This window comes from Pradoshia sp. Z3_51, from assembly GCF_058215915.1.
The window spans coordinates 215,118-229,384 of sequence record NZ_JBZAJC010000003.1 but is presented as its reverse complement, the minus strand read 5'-3'; the positions used below and the strand labels follow the sequence as shown (position 1 = coordinate 229,384).

General features: G+C 34.1%; 15 protein-coding genes and 1 pseudogene. 13 read left to right on the top strand and 3 right to left on the bottom strand.

Annotated elements, in window-relative coordinates; genetic code table 11:
- Positions 1 to 155: 155 nt before the first annotated feature.
- Positions 156 to 2,480 (top strand): endopeptidase La, encoded by a 2,325-nt coding sequence (gene lon / locus AC4BHA_RS08305; protein ID WP_139892829.1) that lies wholly within the window; start codon positions 156 to 158, stop codon positions 2,478 to 2,480.
- Positions 2,477 to 3,058 (top strand): ribosome biogenesis GTP-binding protein YihA/YsxC, encoded by a 582-nt coding sequence (yihA, locus tag AC4BHA_RS08300; protein ID WP_066108642.1) that lies wholly within the window; start codon positions 2,477 to 2,479, stop codon positions 3,056 to 3,058. The genes lon and yihA overlap by 4 nt, the downstream gene beginning before the upstream one ends.
- Positions 3,059 to 3,569: 511 nt before the next feature.
- Here yihA and AC4BHA_RS08295 read toward each other — a convergent pair.
- Both AC4BHA_RS08295 and AC4BHA_RS08290 read right to left on the bottom strand, forming a co-directional pair.
- Positions 3,570 to 4,505, bottom strand: a complete 936-nt coding sequence (locus tag AC4BHA_RS08295) for an SMI1/KNR4 family protein (RefSeq protein WP_490558421.1) — start codon at positions 4,503 to 4,505, stop codon at positions 3,570 to 3,572.
- A gap of 204 nt (positions 4,506 to 4,709) precedes the next feature.
- Positions 4,710 to 4,895, bottom strand: a complete 186-nt coding sequence (locus tag AC4BHA_RS08290) for a hypothetical protein (RefSeq protein WP_490558420.1) — start codon at positions 4,893 to 4,895, stop codon at positions 4,710 to 4,712.
- 289 nt (positions 4,896 to 5,184) lie between these two features.
- On the opposite strand from AC4BHA_RS08290, the gene AC4BHA_RS08285 reads away from it, so the two are divergent.
- The 8 genes and pseudogenes from AC4BHA_RS08285 (at position 5,185) to AC4BHA_RS08250 (ending at position 10,890) form a co-directional block, all read left to right on the top strand.
- Complete coding sequence (locus tag AC4BHA_RS08285; protein ID WP_490558419.1) at positions 5,185 to 5,400, top strand: hypothetical protein; 216 nt, start codon at positions 5,185 to 5,187, stop codon at positions 5,398 to 5,400.
- 286 nt (positions 5,401 to 5,686) lie between these two features.
- Positions 5,687 to 6,088, top strand: coding sequence for a hypothetical protein (locus tag AC4BHA_RS08280; protein ID WP_490558418.1), 402 nt, complete (start codon positions 5,687 to 5,689; stop codon positions 6,086 to 6,088).
- 344 nt (positions 6,089 to 6,432) lie between these two features.
- Positions 6,433 to 6,624, top strand: coding sequence for a hypothetical protein (locus AC4BHA_RS08275; protein ID WP_490558417.1), 192 nt, complete (start codon positions 6,433 to 6,435; stop codon positions 6,622 to 6,624).
- 516 nt (positions 6,625 to 7,140) lie between these two features.
- Positions 7,141 to 7,917 carry a class I SAM-dependent methyltransferase gene (locus AC4BHA_RS08270; RefSeq protein WP_490558416.1) on the top strand — a complete coding sequence of 259 codons (777 nt, stop codon included), beginning with the start codon at positions 7,141 to 7,143 and terminating at the stop codon, positions 7,915 to 7,917.
- Between the two features lie 180 nt (positions 7,918 to 8,097).
- The gene (locus AC4BHA_RS08265) at positions 8,098 to 8,637 is read left to right on the top strand and encodes a GNAT family N-acetyltransferase (protein WP_066108626.1); all 540 of its coding nucleotides are present in this window, start codon (positions 8,098 to 8,100) and stop codon (positions 8,635 to 8,637) included.
- 275 nt (positions 8,638 to 8,912) lie between these two features.
- Positions 8,913 to 9,383 carry a CarD family transcriptional regulator gene (locus AC4BHA_RS08260; RefSeq protein ID WP_066108620.1) on the top strand — a complete coding sequence of 157 codons (471 nt, stop codon included), beginning with the start codon at positions 8,913 to 8,915 and terminating at the stop codon, positions 9,381 to 9,383.
- A 647-nt stretch (positions 9,384 to 10,030) separates the two neighbouring features.
- A complete protein-coding gene (locus tag AC4BHA_RS08255; protein ID WP_490558415.1) occupies positions 10,031 to 10,165 on the top strand; it encodes a hypothetical protein in 135 nt (44 codons plus the stop codon).
- Positions 10,162 to 10,890, top strand: a pseudogene (locus AC4BHA_RS08250) (phosphotransferase family protein). Before AC4BHA_RS08255 ends, AC4BHA_RS08250 begins: the two are co-directional and overlap by 4 nt.
- A 274-nt stretch (positions 10,891 to 11,164) precedes the next feature.
- Here AC4BHA_RS08250 and AC4BHA_RS08245 read toward each other — a convergent pair.
- The gene (locus tag AC4BHA_RS08245; RefSeq protein ID WP_490558414.1) at positions 11,165 to 11,824 is read right to left on the bottom strand and encodes a nucleotidyltransferase domain-containing protein; all 660 of its coding nucleotides are present in this window, start codon (positions 11,822 to 11,824) and stop codon (positions 11,165 to 11,167) included.
- Between the two features lie 338 nt (positions 11,825 to 12,162).
- Here AC4BHA_RS08245 and AC4BHA_RS08240 point away from each other — a divergent pair, with 338 nt between their 5' ends.
- The 3 genes from AC4BHA_RS08240 to AC4BHA_RS08230 all read left to right on the top strand — a co-directional run bounded on the left by AC4BHA_RS08240 (position 12,163) and on the right by AC4BHA_RS08230 (position 13,865).
- Positions 12,163 to 12,687 (top strand): cysteine hydrolase family protein, encoded by a 525-nt coding sequence (locus AC4BHA_RS08240; RefSeq protein WP_490558413.1) that lies wholly within the window; start codon positions 12,163 to 12,165, stop codon positions 12,685 to 12,687.
- Between the two features lie 134 nt (positions 12,688 to 12,821).
- On the top strand, positions 12,822 to 13,022 hold the full coding sequence (locus AC4BHA_RS08235; RefSeq protein ID WP_490558412.1) for a hypothetical protein: 201 nt from the start codon (positions 12,822 to 12,824) through the stop codon (positions 13,020 to 13,022).
- A gap of 168 nt (positions 13,023 to 13,190) precedes the next feature.
- Entirely contained in the window at positions 13,191 to 13,865 is a 675-nt protein-coding gene (locus tag AC4BHA_RS08230; protein WP_490558411.1) for an SMI1/KNR4 family protein, read from the top strand.
- The last annotated feature ends 402 nt before the right edge of the window (positions 13,866 to 14,267 follow it).

Sequence of the window (14,267 nt, the reverse complement as noted above, 5' to 3'; positions counted from 1 at the left end):
ATTGATTGAAAGGTGTTACATCCACTTAAATTTAGGGAAAACAAGTAACATGGTTTCGTTTATCGTCCCAAATAGACACAAACCAGTAAATACGATAAAATTGGTAAAAGGTCAATGAATAATACATATATTAGCATGTTTTGGAGGTGCAACAAATGGCAAACACTATGGACAAAAACGTTCCCCTCCTGCCGCTTCGCGGATTGCTTGTTTTCCCAACGATGGTTCTCCATCTGGATGTTGGAAGGGAAAAATCTGTTCAGGCGCTAGAGAAAGCGATGGTAGATGACCATTTGATATTTTTAACTACTCAGAAGGAAGCTTCTACAGATGAGCCCAGTGAAGATGATTTGTATGAAATGGGTACACTCACTAAAGTAAAACAGATGCTTAAACTCCCAAATGGGACAATTCGAGTGTTGGTAGAAGGTTTATCGAGAGCACAAATGGTTTCCTATGAGGATGATAGTGATTTTCTTACAGCGAAGCTCGAAATTATTGAAGATCCAGTAGAGAAGGATCCTGAAACAGAAGCTTTGATGAGAACTTTATTAAATTACTTTGAACAGTACATAAAAATCTCAAAAAAGGTCACAACAGAAACATATAATTCAACTGTTGATATAGAAGAACCCGGCAGACTGGCCGATATTGTTACATCACATTTGCCGCTTAAGCTGAAGGACAAGCAGGAAATACTTGAGACCATTGATGTCAAGGAAAGATTAAACAAAGTAATCAGTTTAATCAATAACGAGAAAGAAGTATTGAATCTCGAAAAGAAAATCGGTCTGCGTGTCAAAAAATCAATGGAGCGAACACAAAAGGAATATTATCTACGCGAACAAATGAAAGCAATCCAAAAAGAGCTCGGTGACAAAGAAGGTAAGGCTGCTGAGATTGCTGAATTTGCTGAGAAGATAAAGGAAGCGGGCATGCCGGCTCATGTCATGGAAACTGCACTTAAGGAGCTGGACCGCTATGAAAAGATTCCGGCAACATCTGCAGAGAGTGCGGTCATTCGTAATTATATTGAGTGGCTGATTGCAATTCCTTGGTCGAAAGCAACGAAGGATGATCTGAATATTAGAAAAGCTGAGAACATCTTAAACAAAGACCATTATGGTCTTGAAAAGGTGAAAGAGCGCGTGCTTGAATATTTGGCTGTTCAGAAGCTTACGAATTCCTTAAAAGGACCAATTCTTTGCCTTGCGGGACCTCCAGGGGTAGGTAAGACTAGTTTGGCAAAATCCATAGCTAAGTCTTTGAACCGTAATTTCGTCCGGGTTTCTCTTGGTGGAGTAAGAGATGAATCAGAAATACGCGGACATCGCCGTACGTATGTGGGGGCTATGCCTGGCCGTATTATACAAGGGATGAAAAAAGCGGGAACCATTAATCCGGTTTTCTTATTGGATGAGATTGATAAAATGTCCAACGATTTTCGGGGGGATCCATCTTCAGCTATGCTTGAAGTTCTTGACCCGGAGCAAAACAATACTTTCAGCGATCATTATATTGAGGAAACCTACGATCTTTCCAATGTAATGTTTATTGCTACAGCCAATGATTTAGCAACGATTCCGGCACCTCTACGTGATCGGATGGAAATTATTAATCTCTCCGGCTATACGGAAATTGAAAAGCTCCATATTGCTAAAGATCATCTGATGCTAAAACAAATCAAAGCTCACGGATTGACAAGAAGCCAGCTTCAAATGAAGGATGATGCGATTATCAAAATCATCAGGCAATATACAAGAGAAGCTGGGGTTCGTACTTTGGAAAGGCAATTGGCGGCAATCTGCCGTAAAGTAGCCAAGATTATTGTTTCAGGTGAGAAGAAAAAAGTTATTGTCACAGAAAAAGTAGTGGCTGAATTTTTGGGTAAACCGTATTTCCGTCATGGCGAAGCAGAGCGTGAAGACCAGGTTGGAGTAGCAACTGGACTTGCTTATACTACATTTGGCGGTGATACCCTTCAAATTGAAGTTTCTTTATCACCAGGTAAGGGCAAACTTGTGTTGACGGGTAAACTTGGAGATGTCATGAAAGAATCCGCGCAGGCTGCTTTCAGCTATGTTCGTTCCAAGGTTGAAGATTTTGGGATTGACAAGGATTTCTATGAGAAATATGATATTCATATTCATGTTCCTGAAGGAGCTGTTCCAAAAGATGGTCCTTCCGCAGGTATTACTATAGCGACTGCCTTAATTTCAGCGCTTACGGGTAAAGCGATCCGTAAGGAAGTAGGGATGACTGGTGAAATAACTTTGCGTGGTCGTGTATTGCCGATTGGGGGATTAAAGGAAAAGTCATTGAGTGCTCATCGTGCAGGACTAAAGAAAGTTATATGTCCGATTGATAATGAGAGAGATATTGATGATATTCCTGAAAGTGTTCGTGAAGAATTAGAATTCGTATTTGTATCACAACTTGATGAAGTGCTGCAACATGCATTGGTAGGTGGAGAAAGTTGAAAATTACTCAAGCAGAGATTGTGATGAGTGCTGTTAAACCGGAACAATATCCAACAGATGGTTTTCCGGAGTTCGCTCTTGCTGGACGTTCAAATGTAGGAAAATCTTCTTTTATTAATAAAATGATCAATCGGAAAGGTTTGGCCCGTACTTCATCTAAACCGGGTAAAACACAAACATTGAACTTTTATAAGCTTAATGAGCAATTATTTTTCGTCGATGTACCGGGATATGGATATGCGAAAGTATCCAAGTCCGAACGTGAAGCATGGGGTAAGATGATTGAGACATACATTACGACACGTGAGCCTTTACGTGCTATGCTCTTAATCATTGATTTGCGCCATAAACCGTCTGTGGATGATGTAATGATGTATGATTTTCTTAAGCATTATGAGATACCTTGTATCATTATTGCAACCAAAGCGGATAAAATTCCAAAAGGTAAATGGCAAAAGCATCTAAAAGTCGTGAAAGACACACTGAATATTATCGAAAGTGACGAAGTGATTTTGTTCTCTTCAGAGACTGGGCTTGGAAAAGATACGGCCTGGAATGCCATACAGGCGCGAATATAAAAATTGATGTGAAAAGAGCTGCATATTAGTTATGCAGCTCTTTTCATATGTATATTCTAATATCAGAAGCTCTGATGAGTATTTTTTGGTAAAGCCCCTAATTCATAAAGGATGGCAGCATCACTATTTTTTCCTTCCCTAAATTTAAATATCATGATACCTGTTTCTTTGATTCGTTGGTTATCTGAAGGAATGTTAAACCAACCACCTTTATAGGTCATCCAGCCGGTATAACGGACAACTAGCTTTTCTCCCTGTTCTATTAAATCATCTATTATCCATTCATCATCCTGAAAAACATTCCTATACTAGTTCATAAATTCTCTCATATCATTTTTTGGGTTATCTGTATTTCTTGAGTGGAATATAAAATGTGAATCTGTAAGCTGATCTAAGAGTTCAAGATTACCTTTCGTAAAGTATTCATCGAACCATATCCTGGCGACTTCTCTTTTTTGATCAGTAATCACTTTATCTCCCTATACTTGTATAAGATGGTCTGACCTTTGTATTATTCCTCATCCTCAAAAGTAATCATTACGCCAACAACCTGTTTGAAAATATTATATTTCACTTTGACTTCATACATTCCATCACCATAGCCAGACATAGAAACCGCACCTCCAGGAACCACTCCGGCTTGTTCATCTGTATCAGTCATATCACAGCATACTACATAGTATTTTGAGCTAGCCTCATCTATCTCTATATCATGGGTATTTATCAGTTCATATGGGATTGTTTCATCTTTTTGAAAAACGTCAAAATCAAAGATTCCTGCTTGTGCTGAATCAACCGCTATTGCTTGAGCGCAATCATGCCATCTCCCGCTTGGTTTCTTTTCACCATAATATACGAACAAATTTTGTACTGCTTCCTCATCAGTGTGTGTAACATATGCTGTCCACTTTCCATTTTTCACATTTAGAAGTAAGACTTGCAGGTCTTCTTCATCTTTATCGTAACATGGGTCCGTAACAATTAACTTCCCACTTTCGATTGTAAATGTGCCTAAGATTTTAGGCTTATTTGTCTTTTTCGGTACATACCAGTCAATAAATTCACTTAAAGTTGAAGCCTTACATTCGCATTTTCCCTTTTTATCATCCCATAGAAAAATCAGCTCTTGCATAAATCTTTTTCGAATTCGATAGCAGAGATTATTTCCATTGATATGGTCACCAATACAAATAAATTCATCAGGCATATTTTTAGGCCGGTTCTCTTGATTTTGCCTAACAATATCCATTGTAAAGGCTAATTGTTCATTAGCTTGAATCGAGTACAAAGACCATTCTCCGAATGTTGCACCATTTGTTTCTAGAAAGAGTTCCTTGTATTCTTCTGGAAAGGTAGCGCCAAGTGTTCGTTCTGTTTTCTTTAATTCAATTAATGACACTCCGGCTACTTCAATCTTGGGATTAATCTTATTTATTACTTTCTTCATTGTTTCCTCCAAGGATTTTTCCAAATTATTATGACATGTCAGAGAAATAACGTAATTTTATTAATATGCTAAGAATTGATTTATAAAAAGCGAAAGAAATGAGTGGTCTGAAGATGAGAATTGAAGTAAACAAATGAAGTAGAATCATCAAATTCGAGAATCTTTTTAAGGATGGATTGTATGCGTAAATCTTTCAAACGTCTATTATGTGGATTGCTTGGATTTATTTCTCCATACGAGGGATGCAATTAAAATAAGTAAACCGGCGGCTATTCCCGTTATTTGATCGATTAAAAGCTCACCTGTTCTAAAATAACGGATTGTAAATGTTCCTCCGAAAATAAGAAGTATGCTGATGGAAAATCGAATGAAAAATGTGTTTGTGCTCAATCTCTAACACCTCCTCTGTAAATAAAGCATAATTCATATGTAATTAATTGTAAATATCCTTTGTTAATAGGCTGAGATCTCTATAAAAGGCTTTTTCGTAAATATTGTTGCTTTGAATAAAAAGGGAGCTGCTATCCATTTGCGGTAAAATTGGGTGGGAATTACCTTCTTGAATGAATGGGATAGGTTAGTGAAGAAGGAATTTATTAATATTTTATTGAATTATATTAAAGATGAATACATATAGAAACCCAAAAACGGTAAATTGTAGCGTTCAGGTGAGATTAATATGATATGGGTACATAAAAATATAAAGGGCAAACGTTATAAGCAATTAATAGACTTACTCTCAAGGAATTATAATCGCTTTGCTTTTGTAGAAGATGGACGTTTATTGGAGTTTGAAAAGGAGCGTCTTGCCTTTATTGATAATTTAATAATCGATATTGAAGAATATTTAATCGAAAGACGAATACAAAAAATGGGAAACCACAAGACTTTCTGAAGATACAGCCTACGTTTTTTATTTTAGTATGAATAATGCTACAAGAGACTTTTTGAAAGAGTGTTGTCATTCCCTTTTTGATTGGATTAGTCCTGAACTACCAGAAGACTTAATGTTTTACCATAATGATAATGCATATTAGCTGTATGCTCCCACGAAGAATATTTTGTAGTGGAGGAAGCTATTTGGGACTGTTTCATATTGAACTAACGGGGCAGGTTAGTGGAAGAAGAATAAATTCTTTTAAAGAGGAATAAATATAGGTAATAGGCTAATTAGGGGCGATATGATGAAACGCTTACTGTTTTTGATTCCTTTTATTTTATTGATTATTGGATGTAATGAAACATTTCTTTCTAATGGAAATGGTAAACCTCTTTCTTTCTCAGGAGAAAGTGACAACTGGAAAGGGGAATACTCTGCAATCATCTCTGAAAATGGAACAAGAGAAGAAGGAGATTTTGTATTTAGCTATAAAAACGGATCGAGCAAGACCTTTTTTAGGAACATAGAGGTAGTAATTAATAACGGTGAAACAAAATATAAAGAATATGGTACTAGAGGATCCACGGTTCGATTTTCTTTATCCAGTTCGGGTGGTGCTGTATCGCAGGAAGACCTTCCAATCAAAGTTACAATTAAATGGGATAATGAAAAACAAGAATCCTTTGAGTTAGAGTCTGAGTAAATTCTTTTCTGGGAGAGAGTTATAAATGTTGATAATTTTATAGTCCTTATATTTTTTGCTTTGGTCAATCCTATACGTCGAATGATTCAAAAGCCTAATTATAAAAAATTTCAATTTAAACAAACACGGGCATTGATCCAAGGAGGATTAATGCTCTTTTTCGTTGAATTCCTTATTGTAGAAATGGGGCAGTTTAGCGGAAGAAGAATATGAATATAACATATCGAATAATTAATAAAGGTATTTAAAGATGAGTTATTGGTCAATGTAGACGTTAATTAAGATAGATGTGTTGTATAAGATTGCAAAGTATAGTGATTAAAAATAAAAGGAGGGATGGTTTTATGAAACTTACAAGAATGGACATAATTCTTTTAATATTAGTCGGAACTATTTCTGCGATATTCTATGTATTTGTTGGAGATAAATTATCTAATAACTATCGTGTATTGATAATTGGGATATTTGGATTTTCTGTTGGAATTTCAAAAAAGATCATCGATGCAAAAACTAATAAATATAGCACTACAGAATAATGAGAACTTCAAGTGGCAGGTTAGTCAAATTATTTAAGTGATAGTTAGTTCTTTTTAGAAATGGAGAATGAAAAATTGAAATCCAAATCTTATCTATTAACATTGATTTCACTTATACTGGCTTTGGTTACATCTAACTTAGATATTCATACTGATATTAAATCTGTTATTTATGGATTATCAGCGTTAGGTTTAATTTTAGGAGGATATTTAAGTATAAGAAAACCAAAAGAATATAAATAATTTTAGAGAATTTTCAATGATCAAACGGTGTATTATCAGAAGATCAAAGCTGTCAAAATGACGGTCTTTTCTTAATAGACTAAAGTGTCAGGTTAGTGGAACAGTATCATATGGAAAACTTATGAGTGCTAATAATTGTTTTGAAATTTTATCACGGAAATATATGGCATAAAATAAGGGTGGGAAGTACACACGTCGCTGCTGTTAGTTAATTATCAATCTTACTCAAATAATTCTGGTGAAACTAACTAAATGTGAAATGGGGGATGTTAGGTGGGAATTGATTTTCATAATGAGGAAAATCAAAATACTTATACAACTCGAAATGCCGATAATTCGTGGATTGACGCTATTAAAGACCTTGTACCAATCGAAAATATAACCAAGGCATTGGATATAGGATGTGGCGGTGGTATTTATTCTAAGGCACTGTCTGATATGGGGATATATTCTGTTACTGGCGTCGATTTTTCCAAAGCAATACTTGAAGGTGCAAGAGAAAACTGCAAAGAACACCAAAATATATCTTTTAAGCAAGGTAACGCTTTTCATACTGGATTAGAAAGTAATAATTTTAATTTACTGCTTGAAAGAGCATTGATACATCATATAGATGATTTGCAAAAATGCTTTAAAGAGGCATATAGATTATTAAAACTTAAAGGATATTACATTATTCAAGACCGAACACCTGAAGATTGTTTATTAAAAGGTAATGATAGTCATATTAGAGGGTACTTCTTTGAATTATTTCCAAAATTAATTGAAAAAGAGACTAATCGCAGACACAATAGTCAATTAGTAATAGAAACACTTAAAGAAGTGGGGTTTCTAGAAATTGAGGAAGTTAAGTTGTGGGAAACAAGAAAAGTGTACATTGATAAAAAGCAATTACTAAAAGACTTAAGCGAGAGAACAGGAAGAAGTATTTTACACGAATTAAACAATAAAGAATTAAAATTACTGGTGAATTATATAGATGAATCATTTTCTACTGAATGTAACATAGTTGAAAAAGATAGATGGACTATTTGGAAAGCAGTTAAATAATTGGATGGCTTGATTTAGCTTGTGAAAGTATGTACTTAAACAAACGGGGGGCGTTGATCCAGGAAGGATTAATCTCTTTTTATGTTGAATTTCTTATTGAAGTAAAAGGGGAAGGTTTATTCAAGAAAAAATATAATATAAGTTTTAATCCCAATGATAAACTGATGAGGAGAAACTGAATTGAAAATTGTAAAAATTTACGAATATGAAATTAATGGTCAATTGGAAACTAAATTACGGCAGTTATTAGTAGAATGTTTTACAGATGTATATCCAAAAGATAGAATTTACTTTAAGCAGTTACCTCATTTTAGGTTCATTGTAATTGATGATACTAATCAACTTGTCGGTCATGTGGGCTTGGATTATAGAGTAATGAATTTAAACGGGAAACCAATAAGAGTTCTTGGTATCATCGATTTATGTGTATCAAAAAACAAGCGTTCACAGGGAATAGGTTCATTACTGCTCTCTGAAATAAATGATTTCTGTGAAGGGAAGTTAGTTGATTTTTTACTCTTGTTTGCAGATAACAAAAAATTGTACTTAAACGCAGGATTCAAGTCTGTAAATAATGAATGTAAATGGTTAAAAATTGACGATGAAAATCAATCAACTTACGGAATAGGACATGAAAAGATTAATGAGCTTATGATCAAAGAAGTAGGTAATATAAAATGGGAAAATGGCAAGTTAGATTTATTAGGATACCTTTATTAAGCTAACGGAGGTGATTGCAAAACAAGGCAGTCGCTTTTTGTGTTATTTGCGCAGGAAGGTTTTATAAAGAATAATAATATTAAGGTTAGTAGAGGTTTCAGAATATACGTGGGAAAATCAACCTTCCCTTTATTGGTAATCCGACATGATTCCTATTGTTTGTGCTTTTTCTGATCTTTAAGAAAAAAGTAGTTGACAATGAAAAATAAATTATGATATTATTAAATATTTGCTAAAAAATGATATATATGTTAAGGTTAAGAAGGTTACCATTTATGGAGGTGGATTATTTGTTTCAAATTGGCGATAACATTGTTTATCCAATGCATGGAGTAGGTTTAATTAAAGCCATAGAAGAAAAGGAAATCTCAGAGGAAAAACAACAGTATTATGTCATAAAAATGTTAATCGGTAATATGCAAGTCATGATTCCTACGGGTAAGAGTTCAAGTATACGCCCTGTTACTGACATAATTGCATTAAAACACATCATAAACATCTTTCATCATGGAGAATCAGATAGATTACTGCCGTGGAAACAAAGGTATAAAGTGAACACGGACAAAATAAAAACGGGTAAAATACAAGAATGTACTGAAGTTGTACGTGATTTAATGCGTATGAAGAAAGAAAAAGCACTTAATACAAGCGAAAAAAAAATGTTAGATAACGCACATGAATTTTTGATTAGTGAACTGGGATTAATTAAAGGTATTACTGAAAATCAAATAAAAAGTTTCTGTTAAGGTTAATTTAAGAAAATTGATTACATTTCCCGAAAATATCCTGATTTTTTTGGAAATATGTTTATTATTAAAAATAAATCATTTCAAAGACATTCAACTTCTCCAACTCACCTTTAGAGCATTAACCTCTTTTGTAATTTCTACAATCTAATCCAATTTTATTATTTAAATTTCTTTTACGAACGTTTGAAGTTTCATCAAATAACTCGATAAAATAGTCACTTGATTTTTGCAATCCTGATTCACACTGGCACGGACAAGGAGCCGTAAGGATGAAAGAGAGGTAGGGCTTTCATTGTTTTAGGTATACAATATATTATTTAAGTCATTATTTCTAGAAGAAAAAACAATCAATCTCACCTCTATCTTTAAGAATTTTTTATATAATCTGAGACAGCGAATAGTAATTGTTTATCTTCTTTGCGTTAAAGAGAGAAACGAATTGGTAACACCATATGGTCAACTACAAAAATGGATTCCAGACCAGGAAACCATTTTTTATTTTATTTACATAACGATAGTAAAGATTACTGGTGAGGGTTTAAATCCTTTGAAAGGCAACGCGTACAAGAAGGATTTTAATGCTATTGTGGCAAGAGTTTTGGAAATAAAAAATATAAAGAGACCCAAAAAAGGGGATATTTTAAATGAAAAATAACTTTATTGAAAACATTCAATCGGTTTATTCTGATCTTTCCATAGAAGACTTTTATCCTAATGATATAGGACAGAACAATAATGTGTTAATTGTAAACGGTTCCCAAAATATAAAAATGGAATAATTCAATTAAGAGAAGAGACGGAAATTCTGCAATACATTAAAGGCATCGTCTCCATTCCAATTCCGAATCCAATTTATCAGTATTTTGAAGAATTAGAACCAGGTAAGGCCTTTACTGGCTATAAACTAATAGATGGTGTTCCCTTGTGGATGGAAAGTTTAAGAGGTATTAAGGATATTGAATTGGTTAAAGGGGTAGCTACACAACTTGTGTCTTTTCTTGTAGAACTTCATTCTATTTCGAAAGAAAAAGCAAGTCGAGAGTTGAAGCTAGAGGTTTGTAATCCTCTTGAAGAAATGGATAACCTGTATGATAAGATACGAAATAATTTATTTACTTTTATGAGAAAGGAAGCTCAAAAAGAAATATCACATTCTTTTGAAACGTTCCTAAATGGGGAAGCATTCTCAAAATTAGATATAAAACTCATACACGGAGATTTCGGGGCATCTAACATCTTGTGAAATCCAGAAACAAGTAGGATTTCAGGGATAATAGATTTTGGGGGTTCTGGTTTAGGAGACCCAGCATATGATTTTGCTGGAATACTCTCCAGTTATGGTAGAGATTTTTTTGATATGTGTATTAGCTTATATCCTAGCGGTAGTGAAATTTCAGAACGGGTTAATTTTTATAAAAGTACATTTGCTTTACAAGAAGCACTACACGGGATTGAGAATGATGATAAACAAGCCTTTGAAAATGGAATTAAAGATTTTAGATAGATTGCTTATTCCGCTAACAGGGGCATTACTCCATATCAAGGGCTTGTGATCAGCTCTTTTTTCTTATACTGTTAAAGGGGTAGTTTAGCTCAATAAGAGAAAACCACTAGTGAATGTTACCATTACCAACCGACTTTATTATGAATTATAAGCAACTATATGTACAAAGATAATAAAGTCGTTTAATTTTAATACAGAAAAATAAAAGCCTTACTACACATAAAATGTAATAAGGCTTTTAAAATTTGTTCAAAAACGCACAATTTTGTCTTTATCATTTCATTGCTTGTAACGTTTCCTTTGCCCAATGAAAAATTAACGTTGTATCTTGTTGTAAATGAACAGGCATACCTTGTTGAATCTCTAAAAAACGGCTTAATACTTGTCGATCAAGCTCTTCTGCATTTAAAATAAGCTCCCCTATATCTGATTGAAATATTTCTGATTTTAAAAATTGCTTTCCTTGTATTACGAAACGTGCATTTTTAAATATAGCTTTAATTGCCTCTACTGATTTTGTGTGCAAATAATTGTGCAAAGTCATATGATAACTATTTCCTGCACCTGTTCGAACAAATCGCTTGATATCTTCCGGTTGAATATGTGTCTTTAAAAATTCCAAGTTACCGTAAACTGCTTTTGTATCATAGACAAAGGTAAATAAATCCGATTTATCCCAAGCATGGAGTTCGTCTACACCCGAAATAAAACCACAAAGTAAATGACGGTTTGGCATCGTATGGGTAACGACTTCATACGATAATAATCGATCAATCGTCAGTTCTTTAAAAATGACCACTACATCAATATCACTGTCTAGCTTTGCATCTTCCCTCGCTCTACTTCCTTGCAATCCTATAAAGACAATCTCCTCGCCAAAATGTTGAATAAGTTTTTGACTAAATTGCTCAAGCCAATCGTTCATTTCAATCATATGCATTACCATCCTTATTTAATTTTGCCGCGGTAAATGCAGTAGCGTAAATAATTCTATTTTAAAACTGTAACTGTAGTCAATCGACTTATTTCTTGTAGTTTTTTTTTTTAACTGTACACGATAAAGGGTAGGCGGGACAGTTTCATTTTTAAATAACTCTATTATCATTAAACATTTCAATCATCTCTTATTAAATTTACGGGGGCATTGATCCAAGAAGGATTAATGCCTTATTATGTTGAATTCCTTATTGTAGAAATGGGGCAGTTTAGCAGAGGAAGAAATTGGAATGATTAGAAGTAGAACCTATTTAAAGAAACGATAAGGGGAGAATAATGAAAAAAGCACTACTGGTTATAGACGTTCAAAATGGGATGTTCCTAAAAGATAACGTTGTGTATAGAGGGGATAGTCTACTAAAAAATTTAAAAGGACTAATCGCTAAGGCACGCTTTTCGGAGACACCAATATTTTATATACAGCATAATGCACCTACTGGAAAACCTTTAGAGTATGGAACAAAGGGTTGGGAGATTCATCCTGAAATTACTCCAAACAATCAAGATATCATCATACAAAAAACTACTCCAGATTCATTTTTTAATACCTCTTTAGATGCTGAATTAAAAAAACAAGGAATTGAACATTTAATAATTTCGGGGATTCAAACAGAAGCGTGTGTTGATACCACTTGTAGAAGAGCTTTTAGTATGAAATATAAAGTCACTTTAGCCTCAGATACACACAGCACGTGGGATTCAGAAGTCATTACTGCTCAACAAATTATAAACCATCATAACGGAGTATTACGTTGGTTTGCTGATGTTTCCCCAAGTCAAGACATTACATTTAATAACTGAATGTGAAGTTATGTACTTAGACTATTGGTGGCATTACTCTCCTATAATAAAGGTTTTGATCAGTTCCATTTTGCTATGCGGCTAAAGGGGCAGGTTAGCGGAAGAAGGAAAATAATGCTTTAAGGGGGATTATTATGCAAGATTTAGAAGTCAGGAAAAAGTTCTTTTTGTCGCTTCTTATTTTCCCGCTAATTGGTCTCTTGATTAGAATATACGATGAACTGTCATTGGTAACGAAAGGCATACTGACTACAGATATGTATGTTTTGATTTTAATCACAATAGTTGGAATAGTTGGGTATGTGGATGCCAAAAAGAAAATAAACAGTAAATAGATATCAGTATGTTCTAGTCGTTATTAGACAAATGGGGCAGGTTAGCGGAAGAAGGATTCTTCCGCTTTTTTGTCGAAATCATTATGGAAATAACAGGAAAGATTAGTTCAATAAGAAATAGTCATCACTTTGCTGAAATACCTTGATAATTAAGAAAAGGGGATAAGTATGAAATTTTGGTTGAAAGAAAAAGAAGACTATTATCGGAAGGCACCCTTAACGGAGGCCAAACTTCGAAAAGCAGAAAAAGAGTTAGGATACCAATTACCTAAAACTTTTAGAAAGCTTTTATTAGAACAGAATGGCGGCAGTGTTCGATTCAATGCTTACCGCTTAAAAGATGGAATCACAATAGATGATGAATCTTTTATTGAATGCAGCTACATACAAGGGGTAGGGGAAGATCCAGGAATCTTAGATTCTCCTGAAATGATTGAAGAGTGGGATATGCCTAAAGAACTCATTCTATTAAATGGTGACGGGCACATATGGATTGCTCTTGATTATCGTAATAACAAAGATGAACCATCTGTTGTTTATATTGAAAATGATTCAAAGGAATACATTACCATAGCGGATAGTTTTGATGATTTTATTGGAAGATTATATATCGAAGAAGATGGTTTATATTCTTTCGAGCCCGATGAAAAAGAAAAGTTGTCATTAAAACTATCAGATGAAGAGCTACTTAGTATGCTCCAATCAACTAAGGATGAAACACTTGATGCTGCTCTTTTCAATCTTTTAGATTATCCTAATGAGAAAATTACCGACAATTACGTATTGCCTTTAATAGATAGTAAACCTTGGGATATAAGAAACTCAGTTGGCTTATACTTCTAACTGGCCGCAAGAGGTGGTAACATAGAACCTTCTCTTCTAGTTAAAGCATTAAAAAAACTTAAAACAGACCCTGAACTATCCGGTTATGCGGAAATGATTGAAGAGCTAGAAGATTAATTTTAGGATTCTACCCAATCTATTGTGAGATTGGGTAGAATCCTATGCACTTTATACGGACCATATCTTGGACTTTAATATCGCTGACTGAATATATAGATGAGAGTGATAGTCCAAACAGTCTATTTCATATGATGCTAACGGTGTAGCAGTCAAGCAATGAATAATAATATTGAAAATCAACAAAGTTAGTGAAAAAATGTACTTAAACTAATGGGGGCTTTAGCGGAATAACAAGAAAGTCACTTCTTTTTGGAAGCGGCTTTTTCATCTAGATAGATGTAA

Bases quoted from the DNA above. Each gene is read 5' to 3' on its own strand.
- AC4BHA_RS08235 (WP_490558412.1), top strand. From the start codon at position 12,822: ATGCAAGATTTAGAAGTCAGGAAAAAGTTCTTTTTGTCGCTTCTTATT.
- AC4BHA_RS08255 (WP_490558415.1), top strand. From the start codon at position 10,031: ATGAAAAATAACTTTATTGAAAACATTCAATCGGTTTATTCTGATCTT.
- AC4BHA_RS08285 (WP_490558419.1), top strand. From the start codon at position 5,185: ATGATATGGGTACATAAAAATATAAAGGGCAAACGTTATAAGCAATTA.
- AC4BHA_RS08245 (WP_490558414.1), bottom strand. From the start codon at position 11,824: ATGATTGAAATGAACGATTGGCTTGAGCAATTTAGTCAAAAACTTATT.
- AC4BHA_RS08275 (WP_490558417.1), top strand. From the start codon at position 6,433: ATGAAACTTACAAGAATGGACATAATTCTTTTAATATTAGTCGGAACT.
- AC4BHA_RS08230 (WP_490558411.1), top strand. From the start codon at position 13,191: ATGAAATTTTGGTTGAAAGAAAAAGAAGACTATTATCGGAAGGCACCC.
- AC4BHA_RS08295 (WP_490558421.1), bottom strand. From the start codon at position 4,505: ATGAAGAAAGTAATAAATAAGATTAATCCCAAGATTGAAGTAGCCGGA.
- lon (WP_139892829.1), top strand. From the start codon at position 156: ATGGCAAACACTATGGACAAAAACGTTCCCCTCCTGCCGCTTCGCGGA.
- AC4BHA_RS08260 (WP_066108620.1), top strand. From the start codon at position 8,913: ATGGAGGTGGATTATTTGTTTCAAATTGGCGATAACATTGTTTATCCA.
- AC4BHA_RS08280 (WP_490558418.1), top strand. From the start codon at position 5,687: ATGATGAAACGCTTACTGTTTTTGATTCCTTTTATTTTATTGATTATT.
- AC4BHA_RS08240 (WP_490558413.1), top strand. From the start codon at position 12,163: ATGAAAAAAGCACTACTGGTTATAGACGTTCAAAATGGGATGTTCCTA.